Below are 21,665 nucleotides of genomic sequence, written 5' to 3'. Positions count from 1 at the left end.
TTTCATCCTAACTAAACTGATAATTTTTGTAACACTTTCCCATCTTTGAGATTAATGGTGATATATTTATATCCTCCATTTTGCATTTTTAAAGAGATCATCCAAGCAGGTTTATTTTTAAATAAAATCAAACCACTGTTTTCAACTTGACTATTACTTACAGCATTAAGAGCGGTTTCTTTTGCTTTAGCTTCAGAAATTCCATCGCTTTTCTTTAAAACTCTGATCTTTTTAAAGTTACTAGAAACAATTGCATAAGAATCTTGATTTTTACTATTCTTTCCAGAAACCGAATAGTAAGTCTGATTAACATTTACTTTCCTAAAATCATCGATATCTGAAAATTTTGCATACTGTTGAACAAGTTCTGTCGTTTTACTTTCATCTTGATGAAGCGGACGTTTTGAAATATATAGGGTTAAAATGCCAGAGATTACCAAAATTACCAACAATAATATTAATATTTTAATCGTATTTATTATTCTACGTCTTGTAATTCTTTTTTTTCTCATAATATTCCTCTCTAACAATTTAATTCAGAATCATTAGTGTTATTTTTATCAGCAAAAAATTGTTTATTAACTGCAGTTAGTTCAGAAATTGACCCAATTTGGGGTTCAATTCCAACTGCAAATGACCTAACAATCTGGTCACCATATTTTTTAGTTATAATCCGATTATCTAAAATGGTAATTGTACCAAAATCATTTTCACTTCTAATCAATCGACCCATTCCCTGCTTTAAAGTCATAATTGCATTAGGAACCGAATAACTAGTAAACGGATTTTTATTCATTTCTCGTAAGAATGATGATCGTGCTTTAACTAACGGATTATTGGGTGCCGCAAATGGAATTCTGGGAATAATGACAGATTTTAACTTGTCAGGCTCAAAATCGACCCCCTCCCAAAATCCACTTGCACCTAAAATTATAGCAGATTCAGCTTCATTAAATCGTTTTATTATTTTATCCTGACTACCAGAAATCCCGGACGCTAAAACAAACGGATGATTATCAAAATTGGTTATTTTTTCATAAACCTTTTCAATCAACTTCAAAGAATTAAAAAGAACTAACGTGGGAACCGCTGAACTATTATAAATTTCTCTAATTGAATTAGCTAGATACTCAACGTATTTATCATCCTCGTATACCATCGGCGTCGGAGTTTGTTTTGAAATCATTAAATTCAAATTATTGGCAAAATCATAGGTTGACTGTAGCCTTTTCATCCGCGTATTACTTCTTTTAAGACTTAATTGGTCATAGATATACTGTGACTTCTTAGAAGTAAACAGAACTGCTCCAGTATAGATTGCGGGTTGAAAGTATCGATAAACGTTTTTAATTAAATTATTTTTGGTATCAAATTTGGCAGTCGTAATTGCCGTATTATTAGGATCCATATCATTTGTATAACTCAACAAGAAGACATCCGAATCGGTATTTTTCAAATCCGCTACTTCTGTTTCTAAGCTATTGGAATAATTAATAATATTTAACAAATGTTCATTAAACCGAAGAAATAATTCGTAGTCAGAAGGCGTCCATCTTTCATTTCTTTCTGCAATAATTTGATTAATTTGTTTTAAAAGTTTCTGGAGTTGTTTTCCCACCTTAAACTGCTTTTTCAGTATCAAATCAAATTTATCTAAAAATTGATTTACTAATTTAGACTTCATTTCAACTTCAGAACGTTTGCGGGGTAATCTTTTCATAAAAGTTTTTCTAAACTCAGTCAAAATATATTCATGACTATTACCCAATTCATCTAAATCACTAACAACGTTACCAATCAAAGATAGTAACTGCTTATCATCCGCAAAAACATCATTTATATTGTCAGCATGAGTTTGAAAAATATCATTTTTAACTCTACCAATATTTTGTTTGATAGTCCCCAAATATAAGCGCTTTTGCTGTGAGGCAAACGCCATATCTGGTAACCGGTGAGCTTCATCAACCACCAAATAAGGTATTTCATCAATTTGATTGGTAATTTTAGCAGCATTTTCAAATAAGTAATTATGATTAGTTATAATAATATCTGCCGTTTTTAACGCTTTCCTCTTTCTCTCCAGAAAGTCATACTCACCAAGTTCAACATCATTTGTTACAATTTCTGCTTGATAATTAATTTGATTCTTAATAACCGCATTATTTGGCAGATCCAATTCATCTAAGTCACCAGTTTCTGTCTCAGTCAACCAAACTAGTATCTGGGCCTTAATAAATTGAGACTGTTTATTTCCATCGTCAATAATTAAATTTAATAAAAAACGATTCAAGTCTAAGTAGTGTTGCTTTCCCTTTAAGATAACTGATTCTAATGAAAAACCAAAATAATTGTTTAACTGAGTTTGAACGTTTTTCTTAATTTGATTTTGCAATGAAATTGTTGCAGTACTAATCACCACTGGAGCAGCATCTTTTGCTAAGTATGCCATTGGAACTAGATAACCTAGCGATTTACCAGAACCCGTGGGTGCCTCAATCAATAAATTAGTAGGTTTCTTCTTTTTGTCTGAATAATTATTGTAAATAATATTCATCATTTTACTTTGTGACTCACGCCAATTAAAGTGATCCCCGAAAAGCAGCTCTTTTTGTCTTTTATTCTTAGGGAATTTAGTAACTTTTAATTCATTCTCTTTCTTCTTAATCGCTGGCTTCTTTAAAATTAATCCTTCAACATTCACTAAATCATTAGGTAACGTAACTTCTCCTTGTTTGTTTAAAGAATAGATTAAATTAATAAAGGTACTGGTATCTTTAGGTAATGAGACATTTAAATCTAAAATAGACTCAAGTACAGAAGCCGGCAAGTTATTAATCTTGGTAATTATCTTTAATAATAAGATAGCTGTTGCTGCTGCATCACTTTCAGAGGAATGCGGATGTTCATGCTCTATTTTAAAATAACTACTCAAATCACTTAGTCGATAACTATCCAGGGTGGGAAAGAAAATCTGTGTCAGAGTGACCGTATCAATCGCTTCAATCTCTAATTCTGGATAACCCACTCTTTCAAGTGAACGATTTAAAAAAGGAAAATCGAAGTTTACATTATGAGCTACAAAAACCGTTTGATTAAGTTTTTGATAGATTAATGGAGCAATTTGATCAAAGGTGGGGGCATCTTGAATTGTTTCATTATCAATACCAGTTAATTCCGTAATTTCTGCTGAGATATCGATTCCATCATTAACATAGGTAGAATATGAATCAATTATTTGGTTATCTTCAATAAAATCCACACTAAATTGAATAATATGGTCACCATGCTTAATGTTAGTACCGGTAGTTTCCATATCTACAACTGCGAAAATTGAATTTTGGTTCATTAGGTTACCTACTCTCGTTCATAATCAATTACACTAATTTTACTACATTTATACCGAAATCGTTAACCATAAAATCAATTGAAGCACTTTTAAAATCAATAGTTATGATAAAATATAATTATTAGAAAGTGAGCGATTTAAAAATGCAAAACGAAGTTACCAGCGAAAGTCACGCTAAAATAATTTTCTTAGGAGAACACAGTGCTGTATATAAAAAACCAGCTTTGGTTTTCCCAGTGCCAGAAGTGAAGGTTTTTACAACTATTTCCGAAACTTCCCTAACCGATCACCAAATCAAGAGCGACTACTATTCCGGCCCCAGCCTAAATCTTCCCACCAATATGGCTGGAACCAACGAACTAATTAAAAAGTTAGATCATTTATTAAATGTTGATAATTTGAAGTTTAATATCATCATTAAAAGTGAAATACCATTAGCCTGTGGCATGGGATCTTCCGCAGCAACTTCTGCTTCCCTAATCAAAGCATATTTCAAATTTTTTAATATGCCATTAGCTGATTCAAAGTTAAATGATTTAATTAATTTTGAAGAGAAAATAACTCACGGAAACCCTAGTGGTATTGATGCTAAAACAGTCGTTTCTAATACCCCAATCCTTTTTGAAAATCAAAAATTTTCAAGCTTTAACTTTAACATGAATGGTTATATCGTGATTAGTGACTCGGGTGTTTCAAGTGATACTAAAATAGCCGTTGAAAAAGTCCATTCTGAGTTAGAAAATAACCCTTCCAAGGTTAATGATTTAATTAATGATTTAGGAAATTTAGTTATTCAGGCTAAGAAAAGTTTAACCACAAATAACATTTATAACCTTGGGAAGCTAATGAATCAAGCCCAGCAAGACTTAAAGAATTTAAACGTTAGTTCGCCTGATATTGATAAATTAACTAACATCGCCTTAAAAAATGGTGCAATTGGGGCTAAATTAACCGGAAGTGGCCTAGGCGGTTGTATAATTGCTCTTACTACCGATAAAAGAACTGCTACCCAAGTTAAAGATAACTTGTTAAAAGGTGGCTCCCCTTCTGTTTGGATTCAATCCCTTGCCGAAATGAGTAAATAGGAGAAATTATGTCAAGTTTTGATAATAAAATTACAGCTAGAGCACATACCAATATTGCCCTGATAAAATACTGGGGAAAACAAAATGCAAAATTAAAAATCCCAACTACGAATAGTTTTTCTTTAACCCTTGATAAATTTTATACTGAGACTAGTGTTACCTTTAAAGAAAACTACACCGCAGATCGAATAATTTTTAATGGCAAACCATTATCTGACTCCAAAGCAGCTAGGATAGTTGCATTGTTAGATGTTATAAGAGGGATGGCAAATCAAGATATCTATGCAGAGGTTAATACCACTAATATGGTCCCTACTTCTGCCGGTTTTGCTTCTTCTTCATCTGGATTTGCAGCATTAGCCGCAGCTGCTTGTAAATCAATCGGTTTAAACCTATCAAAAAAAGAACTGTCTCGCGTTGCCAGAAGAGGTTCTGGTTCTGCATGTCGTTCAATTTATGGTGGTTTTGTCGAATGGCACAAAGGATTAGGCGACCGTACTTCCTTTGCATCCCCCTTTAATGAACAGCCCGACTGGAATTTAAACGTTATCGCTGTGATGGTGAATCAAGCAGAAAAAACCATGTCCAGTACTAAGGGAATGGAAATTTCTAAAAAAACATCACCTTATTACAATGCTTGGAAGCAAGTATGTAAAAATGATCTAAAGAACATTAAAAAGGCAATTAAAAATCGTGATTTTGAAAAACTAGGATCAATTTCTGAAGAAAATGCTATGAGAATGCACGCTTTAACATTAAGTGCATCACCAGATTATACGTACTTTGATGGTAAATCATTACAAGTTATTAAAACAATTCAATCATTGAGAAGCAATGGAATTCCCTGCTACTTTACCATGGATGCCGGTCCCAATATTAAAGTTTTAGTTGAACCCCAGAATACAGACAAAGTGGTTCAAGAGCTAAAAAGCCTTTTTTCAACTGACCAAATTGTTGTAGCCGCACCCGGACCAGGAATTGAATATTTGTAAAATATAAACGAAAGAAGTTGTTAATTTGATAAAAGTTAAAGCACCCGGAAAGTTGTACCTAGCAGGTGAATACGCAGTGGTTGAAACTGGAAACCCCTCAATTATTGCTGCTGTAAATCGCTTTGTAACCGTCACTGTTAAAGAAACTGTTGATTATGGAACCATCTCCTCGCAACAATTTCAAAAAACATTACTAAGATGGCAACGAGTTAATTCTGAGATGGTTTTGGATAATCGAGATAACCCATTTCAATATATTGTTTCTGCAATTCAAGTTGCTGAATCATACGCTAAATCACTTAATATTGAGATGAAAACCTATGATATTGAAGTTGACAGTGAATTAGATAGCGGTGACGGAAAAAAATACGGTTTAGGCTCTTCAGCCGCAGTTACTGTTGCAACCATTAAAGCAATTTGCAAACTATATAAGCTCAACCTATCTAAAATTGAACTATTTAAACTAGCTGCTATTTCACATTTTGAAGTTCAAGGAAATGGATCACTAGGAGACATTGCTTCTAGTGTATTTGGGGGACTAATTTCTTATTCTTCCTTTGACAGAGCCTGGCTATCCGAATTTAGAAAAAAAGTTTCACTTGATCATTTAATTAAATTAGAATGGCCCTATCTAGAAATCATTCCACTAAAAATCCCATCTGTACTACAATTTTTAGTAGGTTGGTCCGGTGCGCCTGCTTCCACCTCCCATCTAATTGATAAAGTAGAATTAACCAAGGGATCTAATCAGCAGCAATATCAAAAATTTGTTCATGATAGTGATAAACGAGTCCACGAAATTACAAACGGATTTAACCAAAATAACGTGGATTTAATTATGGATAGTATTAAACATAACCGAGATTTACTTTTAGGTCTGGGAAAATTAGCAAACGTTGCAATCGAAACCCCTAAACTAACCAAATTAATTGAAATTGCCGATGAATTTGGAGGTGCTGCTAAGACTTCTGGAGCTGGTGGTGGCGATTGTGGAATTGTTTTAATTAGGAACACTAGTGAGGTTCAACAAGTAATTAACAAATGGCGAGATAACGATATCGAACTACTAGATATTAAAATCTACAATTACCCAGAGGAGTAATTACAATGGTTAGTGTACAATCTCATCGTAAAGATGAACATATTTCTTTAGCAAAAAAATTTCATTCCAAAGATTCAAAAGCCGGATTCGATCAAATCCGCTTCGTACCTAATGCCTTACCCGAATCAGACATTAAAAACGTAAATATTTCGACTAAACTGGGTAAATTAAATCTAACGGTCCCCTTCTACATTGAGGCAATGACCGGTGGAAGTAAACGTGCTAAAGAGTTAAATTATCAATTAGCTAATATTGCCAAAAATTTAAACTTAGCAATGGCCGTTGGAAGTGAAAGCGTTGCATTACGTGAGCCCGAACTTGCAAGTTCATTTTCAGTTGTTAAAGAGGTTAATCCCCATGGCATTAAAATTGCTAATTTAAGTGCTAATGCTTCAATCTCACAAGTTAAACAGGCAATTCAGTTAATTGATGCTGATGCAATCGAAATTCATATTAATGCTGTCCAAGAAATTGTGATGCCTGAAGGTGATCGCAAATTCAATTGGATTAACAATATAAAAGAAATTGTCGCAGCAATCGATATTCCAGTAATTGTTAAGGAAGTCGGATTTGGTATTGATCAAAAAGCAATGAAACAATTAAGCTCCATTGGTGTCCAATACGTAAACGTTGGCGGAACTGGTGGAACTAATTTTGCTAAAATTGAAAATTTCAGAAGACCTAATAAAGAGTTAGAATATTTCAGTGATTGGGGTCTATCAACCGTAGAATCACTTTGCGAAGCAAAAATGGTTCCTAATTTAGAAATTGTTGCAACCGGAGGAATTAAGAATCCGCTTCAAATTGTTAAAGCCCTCTACTTAGGAGCAAATGCAGTCGGAATTGCTAGCGAAATTTTAAATAGTTTAATTGAAAATGGTCCACTCGCTACACAAGAAATGTTAAATGAATGGATTTTAGGAGTAAAGTCCATCTATACCGTTCTAGGAGTAAATAACTTGGATGAACTTAGAAAATGTCCGACCATCTATTCTCCAGAATTAATCGAGTTTTTAAAACAACGCAAAATAAAAATGGATTAAACAATAATTTGTTTAATCCATTTTTTCTACCTTAAATTTTTCAGTCGCCTTAATGGCTAATTTCCAATTACTATATAATCGATTTCTAGTATTTTCATCCATCGTAGGTGAGAAAAATTGTCCATCTTTTTTTATTTGTTCTAATTCTGTCGTATTTTTCCAAAAGCCAACCGCTAATCCAGCTAGATATGCCGCTCCTAATGCCGTAGTTTCAGAAATTGTTGATCTCTGTACTTCATTATCAATGATATCAGCTTGAAATTGCATTAAATAATTATTTTTTGAAGCCCCACCATCTACAACTAGAGATTGCAAAGGAATTTTAGTTTCTTCAACCATCGTATTGATAACATCTTTAGTTTGAAAAGCTAAAGACTCAAGGGTTGCTCTAGCAATTTCTTTTTTACCAGTATGCGCAGTTAACCCCAGAATTGATCCTCGAATTCTTTCATTCCAATATGGTGCCCCTAGTCCAGTGAATGCGGGAATAATATAAATTGGATCATCACGACGACTTTCTTTAGCCATTTCTTCTGTTTCAAAAGCAGATTCGATTACCTTAATCCCATCCTTGAGCCATTGAATTGCAGAACCAGCTACAAATACACTGCCTTCAAAAGCATAGTTAACTTCCCCATTAATTCCATAAGCGATGGTAGTTAATAATCCCTGCGATGAGAATTTCGGTTTTTTACCTAAATTCATCATTATGAAAGCTCCGGTACCATAAGTGTTTTTAGTCATTCCCGGTTCTAACGCAAGCTGCCCAAATAACGATGCCTGTTGGTCACCAGCAATTCCTGCAATTGGTATTTGCACACCCATAAACGTAAAATCCTGCGTATACCCAAACAAATGAGAAGATTCCTCAACTTGGGGAAGTAATTCATGCGGGATATCAAATAAATCCAATAACTCTTGATCCCATTTTAAAGTATTGATGTTAAATAGCATCGTTCGACTTGCATTGGTTAAGTCGGTAGCGTGTACCTTTCCATCAGTTAACTTCCATAATAACCAAGTATCAATCGTTCCAAATAATAAATCACCGTTTTCTGCTTGCTTTCTCGCATTCGGAACATTATCTAAAATCCAACTAATCTTAGTTGCTGAGAAGTATGAATCAACAATCAACCCCGTTTTACTATGAATTAGGTCACTGTGACCTGCTTTTTTAAGCTTTTCAGCAATATCCACCGTTTGCTTTGATTGCCAAACAATTGCATTATAAATAGGTTTTCCGGTTCTCTTATCCCAAATTACAGTTGTTTCTCGTTGATTACTAATTCCAATCGATCTTACTTTATAAGGTGGGGTTTCTGTCTTAAATAAAACCTCTGAAATCACCGTTTCAACAATATTAAAAATTTCGCTGGCATCTTGTTCTACCCAGCCAGGATGCGGAAATTTTTGACTAATATCCTTTTGCGCACGACCAACTTCTTCACCCCGTGAATTAAATAAAATTGCTCTGGCTGAAGTTGTTCCTTCATCGATAGCCATAATATATTGCTCGTTTTTCATATTTATCTCCATTAAAATCGTATTATTTTCATTATACCTAATTATAAAATATCAAACAAACATGGTGATATTGCTAGTTTAGCTAGATTATCAGGTGTACAATGAATTAGTATAATATCAAAGGAGTCCTAACTATGAATAAATTTGAATTTTCCGCCTGTACTAGTATTTTAGTTGGAAAAAAAGCAACTATCGATGGTAGTACCCTAATCGGGCGAAATGAAGATTGTAAGGCAGCTTGGCCTAAACGATTTATCGTTAATGAACATCAAGTTGCAGCAGAAAATCCTGTATTTATTTCAAAAGATAATGGATTCAAACTTTCCTTACCCAAGGAACGAGCTAAATATAGCTCTACACCAGAGTGGACCGACCAGTATGGTCTTTTTGAAGAGGATGGTATTAATGAATATGGGGTTGCTGTCAGTGCAACTGAAAGTACTTATGCCAATAACCAGGTATTAGGTGCTGATCCACTTGTAAAGAATGGAATTAGTGAAGAAGCAATTGTAACCGTTATTTTGCCATATATTCACTCTGCAGTTGAAGGAGTGGATCGTCTGGGACAAATAGTCAACGAATATGGTGCTGCTGAAACTAATGGAATTCTGTTTTCGGATGTTAATGAAGTCTGGTACTTCGAAATTGGATCAGGACACCATTGGGTAGCACAAAGAATTCCTGATGATTCATACGCAGTCGTAGCAAATCAAATGGCAATTCAAGAGATTGACTTTAATGATTCAGAAAATTTTCGCTGGTCTCCAAAAATCCAGACCTTTGTTAAAAATAATCAATTAAATCCATCTCCACAAAACTTTAACTTCAGAGGTATTTTTGGAACTCAAAGTCAGGCAGATACCTATTACAGCACCCCAAGGGTTTGGTATGGCCAAAAAATGTTTAATCCAGAAATTGAGCAACAACCAGAATCACAAGACTTACCCTTTATTCGTAAAAGTAAAAAATTAATTTCTGTATTTGATGCCCAGGATTTCTTAGCGTCTCATTTTCAAGAAACTCCATATGATCCAATTGGAACTGGAACTGAATTAGAAAAAAAGAAATTTAGACCAATTAGTCTAGCAAAGACGCAAGAGGCACACGTCCTCCAATTAAACGATAGTCTTCCAAAAGAAATTGGTAATATCCACTGGTTATTGATGGGAGTCGGTGCTCAGAGTACTTTTGTTCCATTCTTTGCTGGTTTAAACCAAACTCCAGTTGAATACAGTTATAAAGTTGGACATGATTACGATCCTAAATCAGCTTATTGGATTTTTAAACTAGTAGGAATTTTAGTTGATCCACATTATTCTAAGTTCAATGATACTTTGAAAGACCAACAAAACCAATTAATTCAAAACTACATTGAAATTATCAATGATACTAAAGCGCAATATATCGATAATTCGACAATTGATTTAGAGGAACTAGCAACAATTCAAAGTTTTAAGGCTGCCAATTTGGCAATTAATACCTTTAAAGAATTAACAACTAAATTTATTACAGAATCAACTGACTTTTCTCCCCTAAACTACAATACCGATTTAAATCTTTAATTAAAACCAAATAAAAAAGAGATTGGAAATTCCAATCTCTTTTTTGGTATCTTAACGTTTTTTGAATGATTGTTTGATACGTGCAGCTTTTCCTTGACGGTCGCGTAGGTAGTATAGTTTTGAACGACGAACTTTACCTTGTCTTACAACTTCTACTTTAGCAACACGTGGTGAGTTTAGTGGGAAAATTCTTTCCACACCAACACCGTTACTTACTTTACGTACAGTGTAAGTAGCTTGAATTCCAGCACCACGACGTTTAATAACAACACCAGTAAATACCTGAATACGTTCAGTTTCACCTTCAACAACTTTTACAGATACTTTGATAGTATCACCAGAACGGAATTCTGGGATATCTGAACGTAATTGTTCAGCGTTGATTTTTTCAATCAATTTGTTTTGACGCATAATAATTTCCCCTAACTAGCATTCATAACTTATCGACAGCGGAATACTGTTGAATTTTTGGTTTTAAACCAATTTTTATTATATCACATTTACAAGTTCAATGTAAATTACTTTTCTTCCTCTATTTTAACTTCTGCTAATAACTTTTTGGCATTTTTAGATAGTTTATCGTAATTAATCAATTCAGGTCGTTTTAAATAAGTTTTGCGTAAGGACTCTTTCAATCGCCAATCAGCAATTTTTTGATGATTACCGCTCATTAAAACATCTGGAACTTTTTGACCTCTAAAGTCAGCAGGTCTAGTATATTGCGGATACTCCAGAAGACCATTTGAAAATGTATCTCCTGATGCTGATTCATCATTACCTAATATTCCCGGTATAAAGCGAGAAATTGCATCAATCATCACTAAAGATGGCAACTCACCACCAGTTAAAACAAAATCTCCAATCGAATATTCGTCGGTCACAATTTCTTTAATCCGTTCATCATATCCTTCATAATGGCCACAAATAAATGTCAAATGTTCTTCTTGGGCTAATTCTTTAGCTACATTTTGATCAAATTTTTTCCCAGCTGGATCCGTTAAAATAACTCTACCACTTGGTAAGTTGTTCTCTTTCGCCTTAAGCTGGGTGGCATCAAATGCATCAACGATTGGCTGCGGCTGAAGTAACATCCCGGCACCGCCACCATAAATAGTATCATCGACATTATGATGCTTATTTGTGGAATAATCCCTAAAATTAGTGATTTCAACTTCTAATAAATCACGATTAATTGCTTTATTAAGAATCGAATCACTTAATGGTCCCTCAACGATTTTAGGAAATAGACTTAAAACATCAATTTTCACTTTAATCTAACCCTTCCAATACATCGACTATGATTTTTTGCTTGTCTAAATCAACTTGTTTAATTACATCATCAATTTTAGGCAACAATAAATCCTTTTGACCATCACGTTTAACAACCCAGACATCATTTGGACCTAAGTCCATAATCTCTTTTACAATTCCCAACTTATTATCTTCTTCATCAAAAACTGGTAAACCAATAATTTGGTGATAAAAATATGCACCTGGTTGTAAATCAATATCATCAAGTTGATCTTCTTTAATTTTTAAAAAGGATGGTTTCAAAAATTCAACATCATTGATTGAATCATATCCCTTAAAATGTAGTAATTCAAAGGATTTATGTTTTCTACTACCATCAATTTCTAACGGAAGAATCTTATCATCGACAAATGCATAGACAGTTTTTCCTTTTTTTAAGCGTTGATCCGGAAAATCAGTTAATACCTGTGTCCGGACCTCACCTTTAAGTCCTTGTGTATTTACGATTTTAGCAACATTAAAGTATTCCATAGTTACTCCATTCAATTCTAAAAAGAACCCTTAAATAAAACAAAGTTTTATTTGAGGGTTCTTTCTTATTTACCACCATCAATAATAAGCTTAACCCTTTTATTGTCAGCAACATGAACACTATATACAATAGTGCGAATTGTTTGTGCAACTCTTCCACGCTTACCAATCACTCGACCAACATCTTTTGCATTCGTAGATAAAATATACTCATGAAAATCATTGGTTTCTTGATGATCGATTTTGACATCGTCGGGATACTTAACTAATGGTTTAATAATCTTTTTTATTAAATTATCGAAATTAATCATAATTAAAATTATTTTTTAGCAGCTAATTTAGCTTCATGAAGTTTCTTCATGATACCTGCATCTGACAAGATGTTTTTAACTGTATCAGAAGGTTTGGCACCCTTCATTAACCAATCAAGAATATCTTCTTCTTGTAAAGTTACTTGGTCTTCTTCAACTAATGGGTTGTAAGTACCAACGTTTTCGATGTAACGACCATCACGAGGGCTACGTGAATCAGCAACTACGATACGGTAAAAAGGATTTTTCTTTGAACCCATACGTTTTAAACGAATTTTAACAGACATAACTACACCTCCTATTGATTTCTTAACAATTAATATATTAACAAGAATTCATTCATATGTAAAGAGTTTTTTCTTTACACCATCAATTTATTTTCTTTTTTTCTTATTTCGTTTCTTTTTATTCTTTTTCATTTTACGGCTCATTCGCTTCATCGCAAGGTTAGAAAGTTTCCCCATTCCTTTACCCATTCCAGAAGCCTGCATCATATTTTCCATTCCAGACATATTTCCGTTAGTCATTTGGTTCATCATTTTCTTCATTTGGTTAAATTGTTTAATTAAACGATTAACACTTTGAATAGGTTGAGCTGAACCACGTGCAATTCTTCGTCTTCTTGATGGGTTCAACACATCGGGATTGTCTCGTTCCTCATTAGTCATTGAATAAATAATTGCTTTAATTCTATCTAAATCCTTAGGATCCATTTCAACGTTCGCTAAAGCAGGATTATTTGCCATTCCAGGAATCATACCCATTAAGTCTTTTAATGGACCCATATTTTGAATTTGTTCTAGTTGGCTTAAAAAGTCATCAAAGTTAAAGGAATTTTCCTTCATCTTTTCAGCTAATTCAAGTGACTTTTTCTCGTCAATATTCTTTTGGGTTTTTTCTACAAATGATAATACATCACCCATTCCCAAAATTCTTGAAGCCATTCGATCAGGATGGAAAATATCAAGATTATCCATCTTTTCACCTTGACCGGTATATAGAATTGGTTTTCCAGTCACTGCTTTAATTGATAAAGCAGCACCACCACGGGTATCACCATCTAACTTAGTTAATACTACTCCAGTAATATCTAGAGCATCATTGAATCCTTCAGCAGTATTTACCGCATTTTGACCAGTCATTGCATCAACTACTAATAAAATATCAGTAGGTTTAGCAACTTCTTTAATGTTTTTTAGCTCATCCATTAATTTTTCATCGATTTGTAAACGACCGGCCGTATCAATGAAAACATAATCATTCTTATTTTCTCTGGCTTGTGCTAACCCATCTTCAACAATTTTAACTGGATCAACGTCGGTACCTTCTTCAAAAACTGGGACATCCACCTGATTTCCTACTTGTTGAAGTTGTTCAATTGCTGCCGGACGATAAATATCAGCCGCAATCATCAAAGGACGAGCATTTTCTTCTTCTTTCAAGCGCTTAGCTAACTTACCAACTGTAGTAGTTTTACCAGCACCTTGTAATCCGGCCATCATGATTATTGTAGGGATTTTTTCTGACTTTTTTAAAGTGGTTGCTTCTCCACCCATCATTTCAGTTAATTCATCGTTAACAATTTTAATGATTTGTTGCCCAGGATTTAAACCCTCAAGAACGCTTTCTCCCTTGGCCTTGCTTTGCACACTCTTAATAAAATTACGGACAACCGTAAAATTAACGTCGGCATCCAACAAAGCAAGTCTGATATCTCTCATCGTTTCTCGGAGATCAGCTTCACTAATTTTTCCTTTTCCACGTAGTTTTTTAAAGGTATCCTGTAACTTTTCACTAAGTCCTTCAAATGCCATAATTAACTCCTACTCTTCTTCTACTTTTTCTAATCTTTTGACTATTTCTGATAGCTTTTGATCATTTGCATAATTTTCATTTATATATTCACTGAGTTCATCAATTATTTCATTCCGATTAACAAAATGCTTATACAAATTCATTTTCTTTTCGTAGTTTTCTAATGTTTTTTCGGTTCTACGAATATTATCATAAACCGCTTGACGACTAACTCCAAAGTTTTCTGAAATTTCACCTAACGAAAAATCATCTGCATAATATTGCGAGATATAGTCAGCTTGCTTTTTGGTTAGTAAACTACCATAAAAGTCATATAACGAATTAATATGATTATCTTTATTTAATTTAGCTTCAAAGCTTTCCATCATTATTTTATTCCTTTATAAGACCTTTAAAGAGACCATAAACAAATTTTTCAGGATTAAATTCCTGTAAATCAGAAACCTTTTCTCCTAAACCAACGTATTTAACTGGAATTCCAATTTCATTTTTAATTGAAATTACAATTCCTCCTCGTGCAGTTCCATCTAATTTAGTTAACACAATTCCTGAAATATCAGCTACTTCTTTAAACATTTTAGCTTGATTTAAAGCGTTTTGACCAACTGTAGCATCCACAACCAAAAGAACCTCTTGTGGTGCCCCAGGAATTTCTCTGGTAATGATTTTATTCATCTTTGCTAACTCATTCATTAAGTTAACTTTATTTTGAAGTCTACCAGCAGTATCAATAAATAGAATATCATAGTTGTCATCTTTAGCTTTCTTTACTGCATCAAAAACAACTGAAGCCGGATCACTACCTTCTTCTTTTTTTACAATATCAACTTGATCTCGTTTAGCCCATTCATCTAATTGTTGAATTGCTCCTGCTCTGAATGTATCGGCAGCGGCAACTAGAACTCTTTTACCGGATTCACGATATTTATTGGCCATTTTGCCAATCGTAGTAGTCTTACCGGCTCCATTAACTCCAATGAACAAAATAACTGTGGGACCATCAGTATTTAACTTAAGCTCATTTTCGCTATTATCTGGAGCATCATAAATTTCAACTAATTTTTGAATCACAAAATTTTGAACATCTTTTGACCCCTTAACATTTTCTAATTTAACTGCTTCTCTTAGTTGATCACTAATTTCCATCGCAGTTTTTACACCAACATCTGATTCAATTAGAGTGTCTTCTAAATCTTCAAAGAAATCTTCATCAACACTTCTAAAATTAGCAAACAGTTGATTTAGTTTTTGTCCAAAAGAAGATCTACTTTTAGCTAAACCATTTTCGTATTTTTCATCATCGTTTGATTCTGAATTAATTTCGGTTTCAATTTCATCTTCATCAATTGATGATTGTTCTGATTGTTCTGATTGTTCTGATTGTTCTGATTGTTCTGATTGTTCTGATTGTTCTGATTGTTCTGATTGTTCTGATTGTTCTGATTGTTCTGATTGTTCTGATTGTTCTGATTGTTCTGATTGTTCTGATTGTTCTGATTGTTCTGATTGTTCTGATTGTTCTGATTGTTCTGATTGTTCTGATTGTTCTGATTGTTCTGATTGTTCTGATTGTTCTGATTGTTCTGATTGTTCTGATTGTTCTGATTGTTCTGATTGTTCTGATTGTTCTGATTGTTCTGATTGTTCTTCAGTCTGAGCCTCGGCTTCTTGCTTTTCAAGGTCTTTTTTATTTTTTTTTCGAAAAATATCAAATAATCCCATTATGAATCCTCCTCTTTATTATGACTTAAATTTACAGAAACTAACTTTGAAACACCAGAGTTCTGCATTGTTATTCCGAATAAATCATCCGCATACACCATCGTTTCTTTTCGATGAGTAACAACAATAAATTGATTTTTATCTTTTAAGCTAACAATGTAACGTGCAAAACGATCAACGTTAGCTGGATCAAGTGCAGATTCCGCTTCATCAAGTATGACAAATGGAATCGCCTTAATTTCAATTACCGCAAATAATAAGGCTAATGCCGTCAATGCTTTTTCTCCACCAGAAAGTAAATTAATACTACGATAACGCTTACCAGGTGGTTTAACCAAAATATCAATTCCAGTCGTTAATAAATGATGTGGGTCACTCAGTTCTAATTTGGCCTCACCACCACCAAATATATTTTGAAAAACTTTAGTGAATGACTGAGAAATCAATTTAAATGCTTCTTCAAAACGGATTTTAACAGTTTCATCCATTTTATTCATTGTTTCCAACAATTGATTTTTAGAATCAATTAAATCATTCATTTGATGATTCATAAATTCATAACGTTCTTTTATTTCTTGATAATCAGAAATTGCTCCAATATTAACGGGACCCAGCTCATTAATTTGTTTAGATGTATTTCCCATTTCTGCAACAATTTTATCAAAATCTAGGTTAATCATTGAAATATTTGAATCATCTTCTAATAAGTTATTAATCTTAGCTTTATCATGACTAATATCTTGATTAATTAAAGTTGATTCGGTTTCTAATTTATGCAATTTTTCAGATCGATTCAAAAGTAATTGTTGCTTGTCAGCAATATCTTTATCTAATTTATCCTGTTGTTCCCGTATTAATTGTAGTTCAGAATTACTATCATCTAATTGCTTTTCAATTTCTTGAACTTCTTTTTTAACATCCGCGGCATCTACACTAGCTACTTCTTCAATCTTATTTAACTCAGTCGTAATAATATCAATCTGCTTTTCTAGTTCCTTGGATTCACTAGTTAACGAACTTTTTTGGGATTCTAAATCGGATAAGCTATTAGTAATGTTACTAAAGCGTTCCTTTTGAATTCCTAATTCTTGTTTAACTTTAATTAATGAATTTTGTTCCTTTAAGGCTGCTTGTTCCAACTCTTCAATTTTTTCATTTAACCACTGATTATTATGTTGGTTATCCGCAAGTTGCTTTTCAATCTTATTAATTTCATTTTTTAAATCAATTTGATTATCATCAATTTCTGGATTATTTTGTTTAAATTGAAGCTCTTGTGCCTTAATTTCTCGTTCTAATTTAACCTGATTATCCAATAACATCTTTAGATTATTATCATTAATCTGAACTTGCGCTTTGTAATCATTAATCTTTTGCTGTAAATCATCTTTTTGGGTTTGAATTGTCTTCAATTCAGATTGGTTTTCCTTAATATTATTTTCACCAAAATCTAATTTATCTTGCATCTTAGATACTTTATCAGTTAATTTAACTAATCGTTCCTTTTGCGATAAAATCCCTTCAGATTGACGATGATTCTTACCACCGGTAATTGAACCACCCGCATTAATTACTTCACCAGTTAAAGTTACAATCCGAACTCGATGGCCAATTCGATTACTAATTGCTGTCGCGTTTTTAATCGTATCAACGATTAATATATTACCTAATAAATGGTCAATTACTTTAGAATATATTGAATCAAAAGAGACTAAATTTGCTGCTACATCAATAAATCCATCCATCTCTTTTACGTTATTTAGAACAGACGGAGCAACTGACCTCGAATTAACATCATTCATTGGCAAAAAAGTTACTCTTCCGAGACTATTAGAACTTAAAAATTTAATGGCTTTTCTAGCATCGCTGACATTCTCAACGACCACATTTTGAATGGAACTTGCTAAGGTAGTTTCGATTGATAAAACATATTCACTTTCTACCTTTAACAAATCACCGACAGTGCCCAAAATCCCACTTAATTGATCACGATTTTTCAATAAATTCTTGGTCCCTTGGTAAAGGGTATTGTGATTCTCAATCATTGATTGCAAACTGCTTTTTTCAGTTTTAAATTCTTGAAAAATCCGTAAAGCGTCAAACCATTTTGAATTCATTTCATCAACTTTATTTGATTTAGCATTATATTCTGTGTCGAGTGCTTGAAAATCTTTTATCAATTTATTTTGTTGTTTATAGGATTCATCAAAGCTTTGTTTTGCTGCACTAATTTTAACCTTCAGATCATCTAATTGCTGATTTAATATATTTAACTGTTGGTAATGAGATTTCAAGTTACTATCAGTTTGTTGTGATAACTTCTCTTGTAACGTAACTTGGTTATGTTTATCAGCTAATTCTTGTCTTAGGTCTAAATAATCATTTCTTGTATTAGTTAGACTTACTTTATTTTTTTCGAGTTCTTTTTCAATCGCTTCTAATTTAGAGTCTTTGCATTTTGTTTCTAATTCTAGAATTTTATGGTTTAATTTCGTTCTCTTTTTTAGGGTATCATCTAAATTGTTTTGTAAATTATCTTTATTTTCCGCAACAATTACTAGTCGCTGTTTTAATTCACTTTGTTTTTCTAAGTTAAAACTCTTCTTCTGTAAACTTAACTCTTTTTCACTAGTGATATTTTCTAATAATTTAGTTTTCTCTAATCTTTTATTTTGATTTTTTTCTCTTGTTGCTGTTAATTTTTCATTTTTTTGCACAACTTCAATTCTTTTATTTTTCAAATCATCCATTAATGATTCATCTTGTTTTTGAAGTGTTTGCTGTTCAGTAAATGAATTTTGCAGTATCCCTTGTTCTTTTACTTTTTGTTCTAATTCTGTTTTATATCTAGTATAGCTAAGTTGATCCAAATATTTTTTCTGACGCAAATAGAGCGAAGCTTTTTCGCTTTGCTCTTTTAATGGGGTTATTTGCTTTTTGATTTCATTAGTAATATCAGAAATTCTATCTAAGTTAGCTTGTGTGTCAGCTAACTTTTTTTCTGAATCATTTTTTTGCTGTTTATATTTATAAACACCAGCTGCAGTTTCGATAATTGATCTTCGTTTTTGAACGTCATCATCCAAAACATCATCAACATTCCCTTGTGAAATAATCGATAGCGACCCTTCACCTAAACCAGTATCTAAGAACAGATTATGAACATCTCTTAGTAAACATTCATTTCCGTTTATAGAATAAATACTATTACCGTTTCGATAATAAGTTCTCGTAATTTTAACTTCTGAATATTCAGAATCTAAAAAATGGCTACTATTATTAAAAATTAAACTAACTTGAGCTCTATTTAACTGATGGCGGTTATTAGATCCAGAAAAAATGACGTCTTTCATATTTTTCCCACGAAGATTTTTAGCCGACTGTTCTCCTAAAGCCCAACGAACTGCTTCGATAACGTTACTTTTACCGCTACCATTGGGACCAACAACTCCAGTAAACCCATTCTTAAAATCAATTGTTGTCTTATCCGCAAATGATTTAAATCCCGAAATCTGTATAGACTTTAATTTCACAACTAATCCTCACTCATTATTGTAATTTTTGGTCTTTAATTCCAAGTCGATTTAAAGCTCCCTTTGCAGCTACTTGTTCAGCATTTTTCTTTGACTGACCTTCGCCGACACCTAACTCTTGATCATCTACATATACAGCAACTTTAAATTGGCGATCGTTATCAGGACCATTTTCATCCAAAAGTTTATACTCAATCTTAACTGGTCCATTAATTTGAATTGCTTCTTGTAGTTCTGTCTTGTGATCAAAGAATTCATCAAACCAACCTTGATCTAATTTTGGAAAAATCACCATATTACAAAAATGCTTTACGGTTTCAATTCCTTGATCTAAGTAAACTGCCCCAATAAATGATTCAAAAATATCACAAAGAAGCGAATCTCGATTTCTTGCACCGGCTTTTTCTTCACCTTTACCTAATCTAATAAATTCATTAAATTGGCATTCTCTAGCAAAACGACTGAAACTATGCCGGTTAACCATTGCTGCACGAAGTCTAGTAAGACGTCCTTGTGGCATTTCTGGATGCCTAATAAAAATATAGTCGGAGACGACTAATTGGTAGACAGCATCCCCTAAAAACTCAAGTCTTTCATAAAACTTAAGGTCTTGATCTGGATGTTCGTTAACATACGACGCCTGAGTAAAGGCTTCGTCTAAAAGCGATTCATCATTAAACTTAATATTATATTTCTCAGATAGAATATCATCAAATTTTTTCTGCAAAATTATTTCCTCCATACTTACTCATTACCAGTATATCATTAAAGCAAAAACTCTATCTACACCGATAGAGTTTTACTTTTATTCAGATTTAATCACTTCATCAGTTGGATTAATTTCATGTTCATTAAAATGATCAGTGATTGCTTTTACGTAACCAGATTTAACTACATCAGCTGCATTAGTTAAACAATATTTCATTGTCTCAGCATCACTATTTCCGTGTCCCTTAATTACCGGGGCCTTCAAACCTAATAACACTGCTCCACCTTGCTTTTTGTAATCCATCTTTTTAGCAATCTTTTTTAAAGTTCCTTTTAGTAAAAGAGCTCCTAACTTGCTACCGATTCCACCTTGCTTGATTCCTGATTTAAGCATGCTGATTATTGATGATGCCGTTCCTTCAATTGACTTTAGAACCGCATTTCCAGTAAAACCATCGGTAACCGCAATATCAGTTACTCCATTTAATAAATCTCTAGATTCAACGTTTCCAATAAAATTGATTTGACCTTTATCGCCTAATTCTTGTAAAGCATCATGCATTTTTCTGTGGATCATATCACCCTTGTCAGCTTCGGTTCCATTATTAATTAAACCAATTCTCGGATTATTAATTCCACGAACATTTTCAACATAGTACTTGGCTAAAAGAGAATACTGAACAATATTTTGTACTTTGGCATCAGCATTAGCACCAGCATCAACCATCGTGAACCCTCTATCATCATTGATTACTGGTAAAGTGGCAGTAAATCCAGGACGATCAACTCCACGAATTCTTCCCACTAATAATAGCGAAGATACTAATAAGGCACCACTGCTACCGATTGAAACCAATGCATCTGCATCACCATTCTTGACCGCTTTGGCTGCTAATACCAAACTAGATTTTCTTTTCTTTTTAACTGCTCTAACTGGTTCTTCATCCATTCCAATAACTTCATCAGCTTGAACAATTTTAATATGATGATCGTTTTTTAATAATGGTCGAACTTGGGCTTCGTCACCAAATAAGATGAACTCGATGTCATCTCGAACATCACGCGCAAGTTCAACACCTTCTACAACTGCTCGTGGAGCATCATCTCCACCCATTGCGTCAACTGCAAGTTTAATCATAA

The 21,665-nt window shown here is 33.2% G+C and carries 19 protein-coding genes; 5 read left to right on the top strand and 14 right to left on the bottom strand.

What is annotated here, in order from left to right; all coding sequences use genetic code 11:
- Window positions 1-11: 11 nt before the first annotated feature.
- Complete coding sequence (locus R4B61_RS05660) at window positions 12-512, bottom strand: DUF5590 domain-containing protein (protein WP_413627295.1); 501 nt, start codon at window positions 510-512, stop codon at window positions 12-14.
- Window positions 513-523: 11 nt separating this feature from the next.
- Entirely contained in the window at window positions 524-3,346 is a 2,823-nt protein-coding gene (locus R4B61_RS05655) for a helicase C-terminal domain-containing protein (RefSeq protein ID WP_413627294.1), read from the bottom strand.
- A gap of 143 nt (window positions 3,347-3,489) precedes the next feature.
- Here R4B61_RS05655 and mvk point away from each other — a divergent pair, with 143 nt between their 5' ends.
- The 4 genes from mvk to fni are packed head-to-tail and all read left to right on the top strand — an operon-like array spanning window position 3,490 to window position 7,568.
- Window positions 3,490-4,431, top strand: coding sequence for a mevalonate kinase (gene mvk / locus R4B61_RS05650; RefSeq protein ID WP_413627293.1), 942 nt, complete (start codon window positions 3,490-3,492; stop codon window positions 4,429-4,431).
- A gap of 8 nt (window positions 4,432-4,439) precedes the next feature.
- Window positions 4,440-5,423, top strand: coding sequence for a diphosphomevalonate decarboxylase (mvaD, locus tag R4B61_RS05645; RefSeq protein ID WP_413627292.1), 984 nt, complete (start codon window positions 4,440-4,442; stop codon window positions 5,421-5,423).
- Window positions 5,424-5,448: 25 nt separating this feature from the next.
- Entirely contained in the window at window positions 5,449-6,525 is a 1,077-nt protein-coding gene (locus tag R4B61_RS05640; protein ID WP_413627291.1) for a phosphomevalonate kinase, read from the top strand.
- 5 nt (window positions 6,526-6,530) lie between these two features.
- Entirely contained in the window at window positions 6,531-7,568 is a 1,038-nt protein-coding gene (gene fni / locus R4B61_RS05635) for a type 2 isopentenyl-diphosphate Delta-isomerase (RefSeq protein WP_413627290.1), read from the top strand.
- 12 nt (window positions 7,569-7,580) lie between these two features.
- On the opposite strand, the gene glpK is transcribed toward fni, so the two are convergent.
- A complete protein-coding gene (gene glpK, locus R4B61_RS05630; RefSeq protein ID WP_413627289.1) occupies window positions 7,581-9,092 on the bottom strand; it encodes a glycerol kinase GlpK in 1,512 nt (503 codons plus the stop codon).
- Window positions 9,093-9,226: 134 nt separating this feature from the next.
- Here glpK and R4B61_RS05625 point away from each other — a divergent pair, with 134 nt between their 5' ends.
- Complete coding sequence (locus R4B61_RS05625) at window positions 9,227-10,654, top strand: C69 family dipeptidase (RefSeq protein ID WP_413627288.1); 1,428 nt, start codon at window positions 9,227-9,229, stop codon at window positions 10,652-10,654.
- 51 nt (window positions 10,655-10,705) lie between these two features.
- On the opposite strand, the gene rplS is transcribed toward R4B61_RS05625, so the two are convergent.
- The 11 genes from rplS to plsX form a co-directional block, all read right to left on the bottom strand.
- Window positions 10,706-11,065 (bottom strand): 50S ribosomal protein L19, encoded by a 360-nt coding sequence (gene rplS, locus R4B61_RS05620; protein WP_413627287.1) that lies wholly within the window; start codon window positions 11,063-11,065, stop codon window positions 10,706-10,708.
- Window positions 11,066-11,172: 107 nt separating this feature from the next.
- On the bottom strand, window positions 11,173-11,922 hold the full coding sequence (gene trmD, locus R4B61_RS05615) for a tRNA (guanosine(37)-N1)-methyltransferase TrmD (RefSeq protein ID WP_413627286.1): 750 nt from the start codon (window positions 11,920-11,922) through the stop codon (window positions 11,173-11,175).
- Between the two features lies 1 nt (window position 11,923).
- Window positions 11,924-12,436, bottom strand: coding sequence for a ribosome maturation factor RimM (gene rimM, locus R4B61_RS05610; protein WP_413627285.1), 513 nt, complete (start codon window positions 12,434-12,436; stop codon window positions 11,924-11,926).
- 65 nt (window positions 12,437-12,501) lie between these two features.
- The gene (locus R4B61_RS05605) at window positions 12,502-12,747 is read right to left on the bottom strand and encodes a KH domain-containing protein (RefSeq protein WP_413627284.1); all 246 of its coding nucleotides are present in this window, start codon (window positions 12,745-12,747) and stop codon (window positions 12,502-12,504) included.
- 8 nt (window positions 12,748-12,755) lie between these two features.
- The gene (gene rpsP / locus R4B61_RS05600; RefSeq protein WP_413627283.1) at window positions 12,756-13,034 is read right to left on the bottom strand and encodes a 30S ribosomal protein S16; all 279 of its coding nucleotides are present in this window, start codon (window positions 13,032-13,034) and stop codon (window positions 12,756-12,758) included.
- Between the two features lie 87 nt (window positions 13,035-13,121).
- Complete coding sequence (gene ffh, locus R4B61_RS05595; protein WP_413627282.1) at window positions 13,122-14,561, bottom strand: signal recognition particle protein; 1,440 nt, start codon at window positions 14,559-14,561, stop codon at window positions 13,122-13,124.
- A 9-nt stretch (window positions 14,562-14,570) separates the two neighbouring features.
- The gene (locus tag R4B61_RS05590) at window positions 14,571-14,930 is read right to left on the bottom strand and encodes a putative DNA-binding protein (RefSeq protein ID WP_413627281.1); all 360 of its coding nucleotides are present in this window, start codon (window positions 14,928-14,930) and stop codon (window positions 14,571-14,573) included.
- Window positions 14,931-14,934: 4 nt separating this feature from the next.
- Complete coding sequence (ftsY, locus tag R4B61_RS05585; RefSeq protein WP_413627280.1) at window positions 14,935-16,284, bottom strand: signal recognition particle-docking protein FtsY; 1,350 nt, start codon at window positions 16,282-16,284, stop codon at window positions 14,935-14,937.
- Entirely contained in the window at window positions 16,284-19,817 is a 3,534-nt protein-coding gene (gene smc, locus R4B61_RS05580) for a chromosome segregation protein SMC (protein WP_413627279.1), read from the bottom strand. The genes ftsY and smc overlap by 1 nt, the downstream gene beginning before the upstream one ends.
- 16 nt (window positions 19,818-19,833) lie before the next feature.
- On the bottom strand, window positions 19,834-20,544 hold the full coding sequence (gene rnc / locus R4B61_RS05575) for a ribonuclease III (RefSeq protein ID WP_413627278.1): 711 nt from the start codon (window positions 20,542-20,544) through the stop codon (window positions 19,834-19,836).
- A 78-nt stretch (window positions 20,545-20,622) separates the two neighbouring features.
- Window positions 20,623-21,660, bottom strand: a complete 1,038-nt coding sequence (gene plsX / locus R4B61_RS05570) for a phosphate acyltransferase PlsX (protein ID WP_413628303.1) — start codon at window positions 21,658-21,660, stop codon at window positions 20,623-20,625.
- Window positions 21,661-21,665: the final 5 nt, after the last annotated feature.

The sequence above is a fragment of the Fructilactobacillus vespulae genome (genome assembly GCF_047324295.1).
Taxonomy (GTDB): Bacteria; Bacillota; Bacilli; order Lactobacillales; family Lactobacillaceae; genus Fructilactobacillus; species Fructilactobacillus vespulae.
Note: the sequence above shows the minus strand (reverse complement) of the source record. Positions and strands in the feature narration are given on the sequence as shown.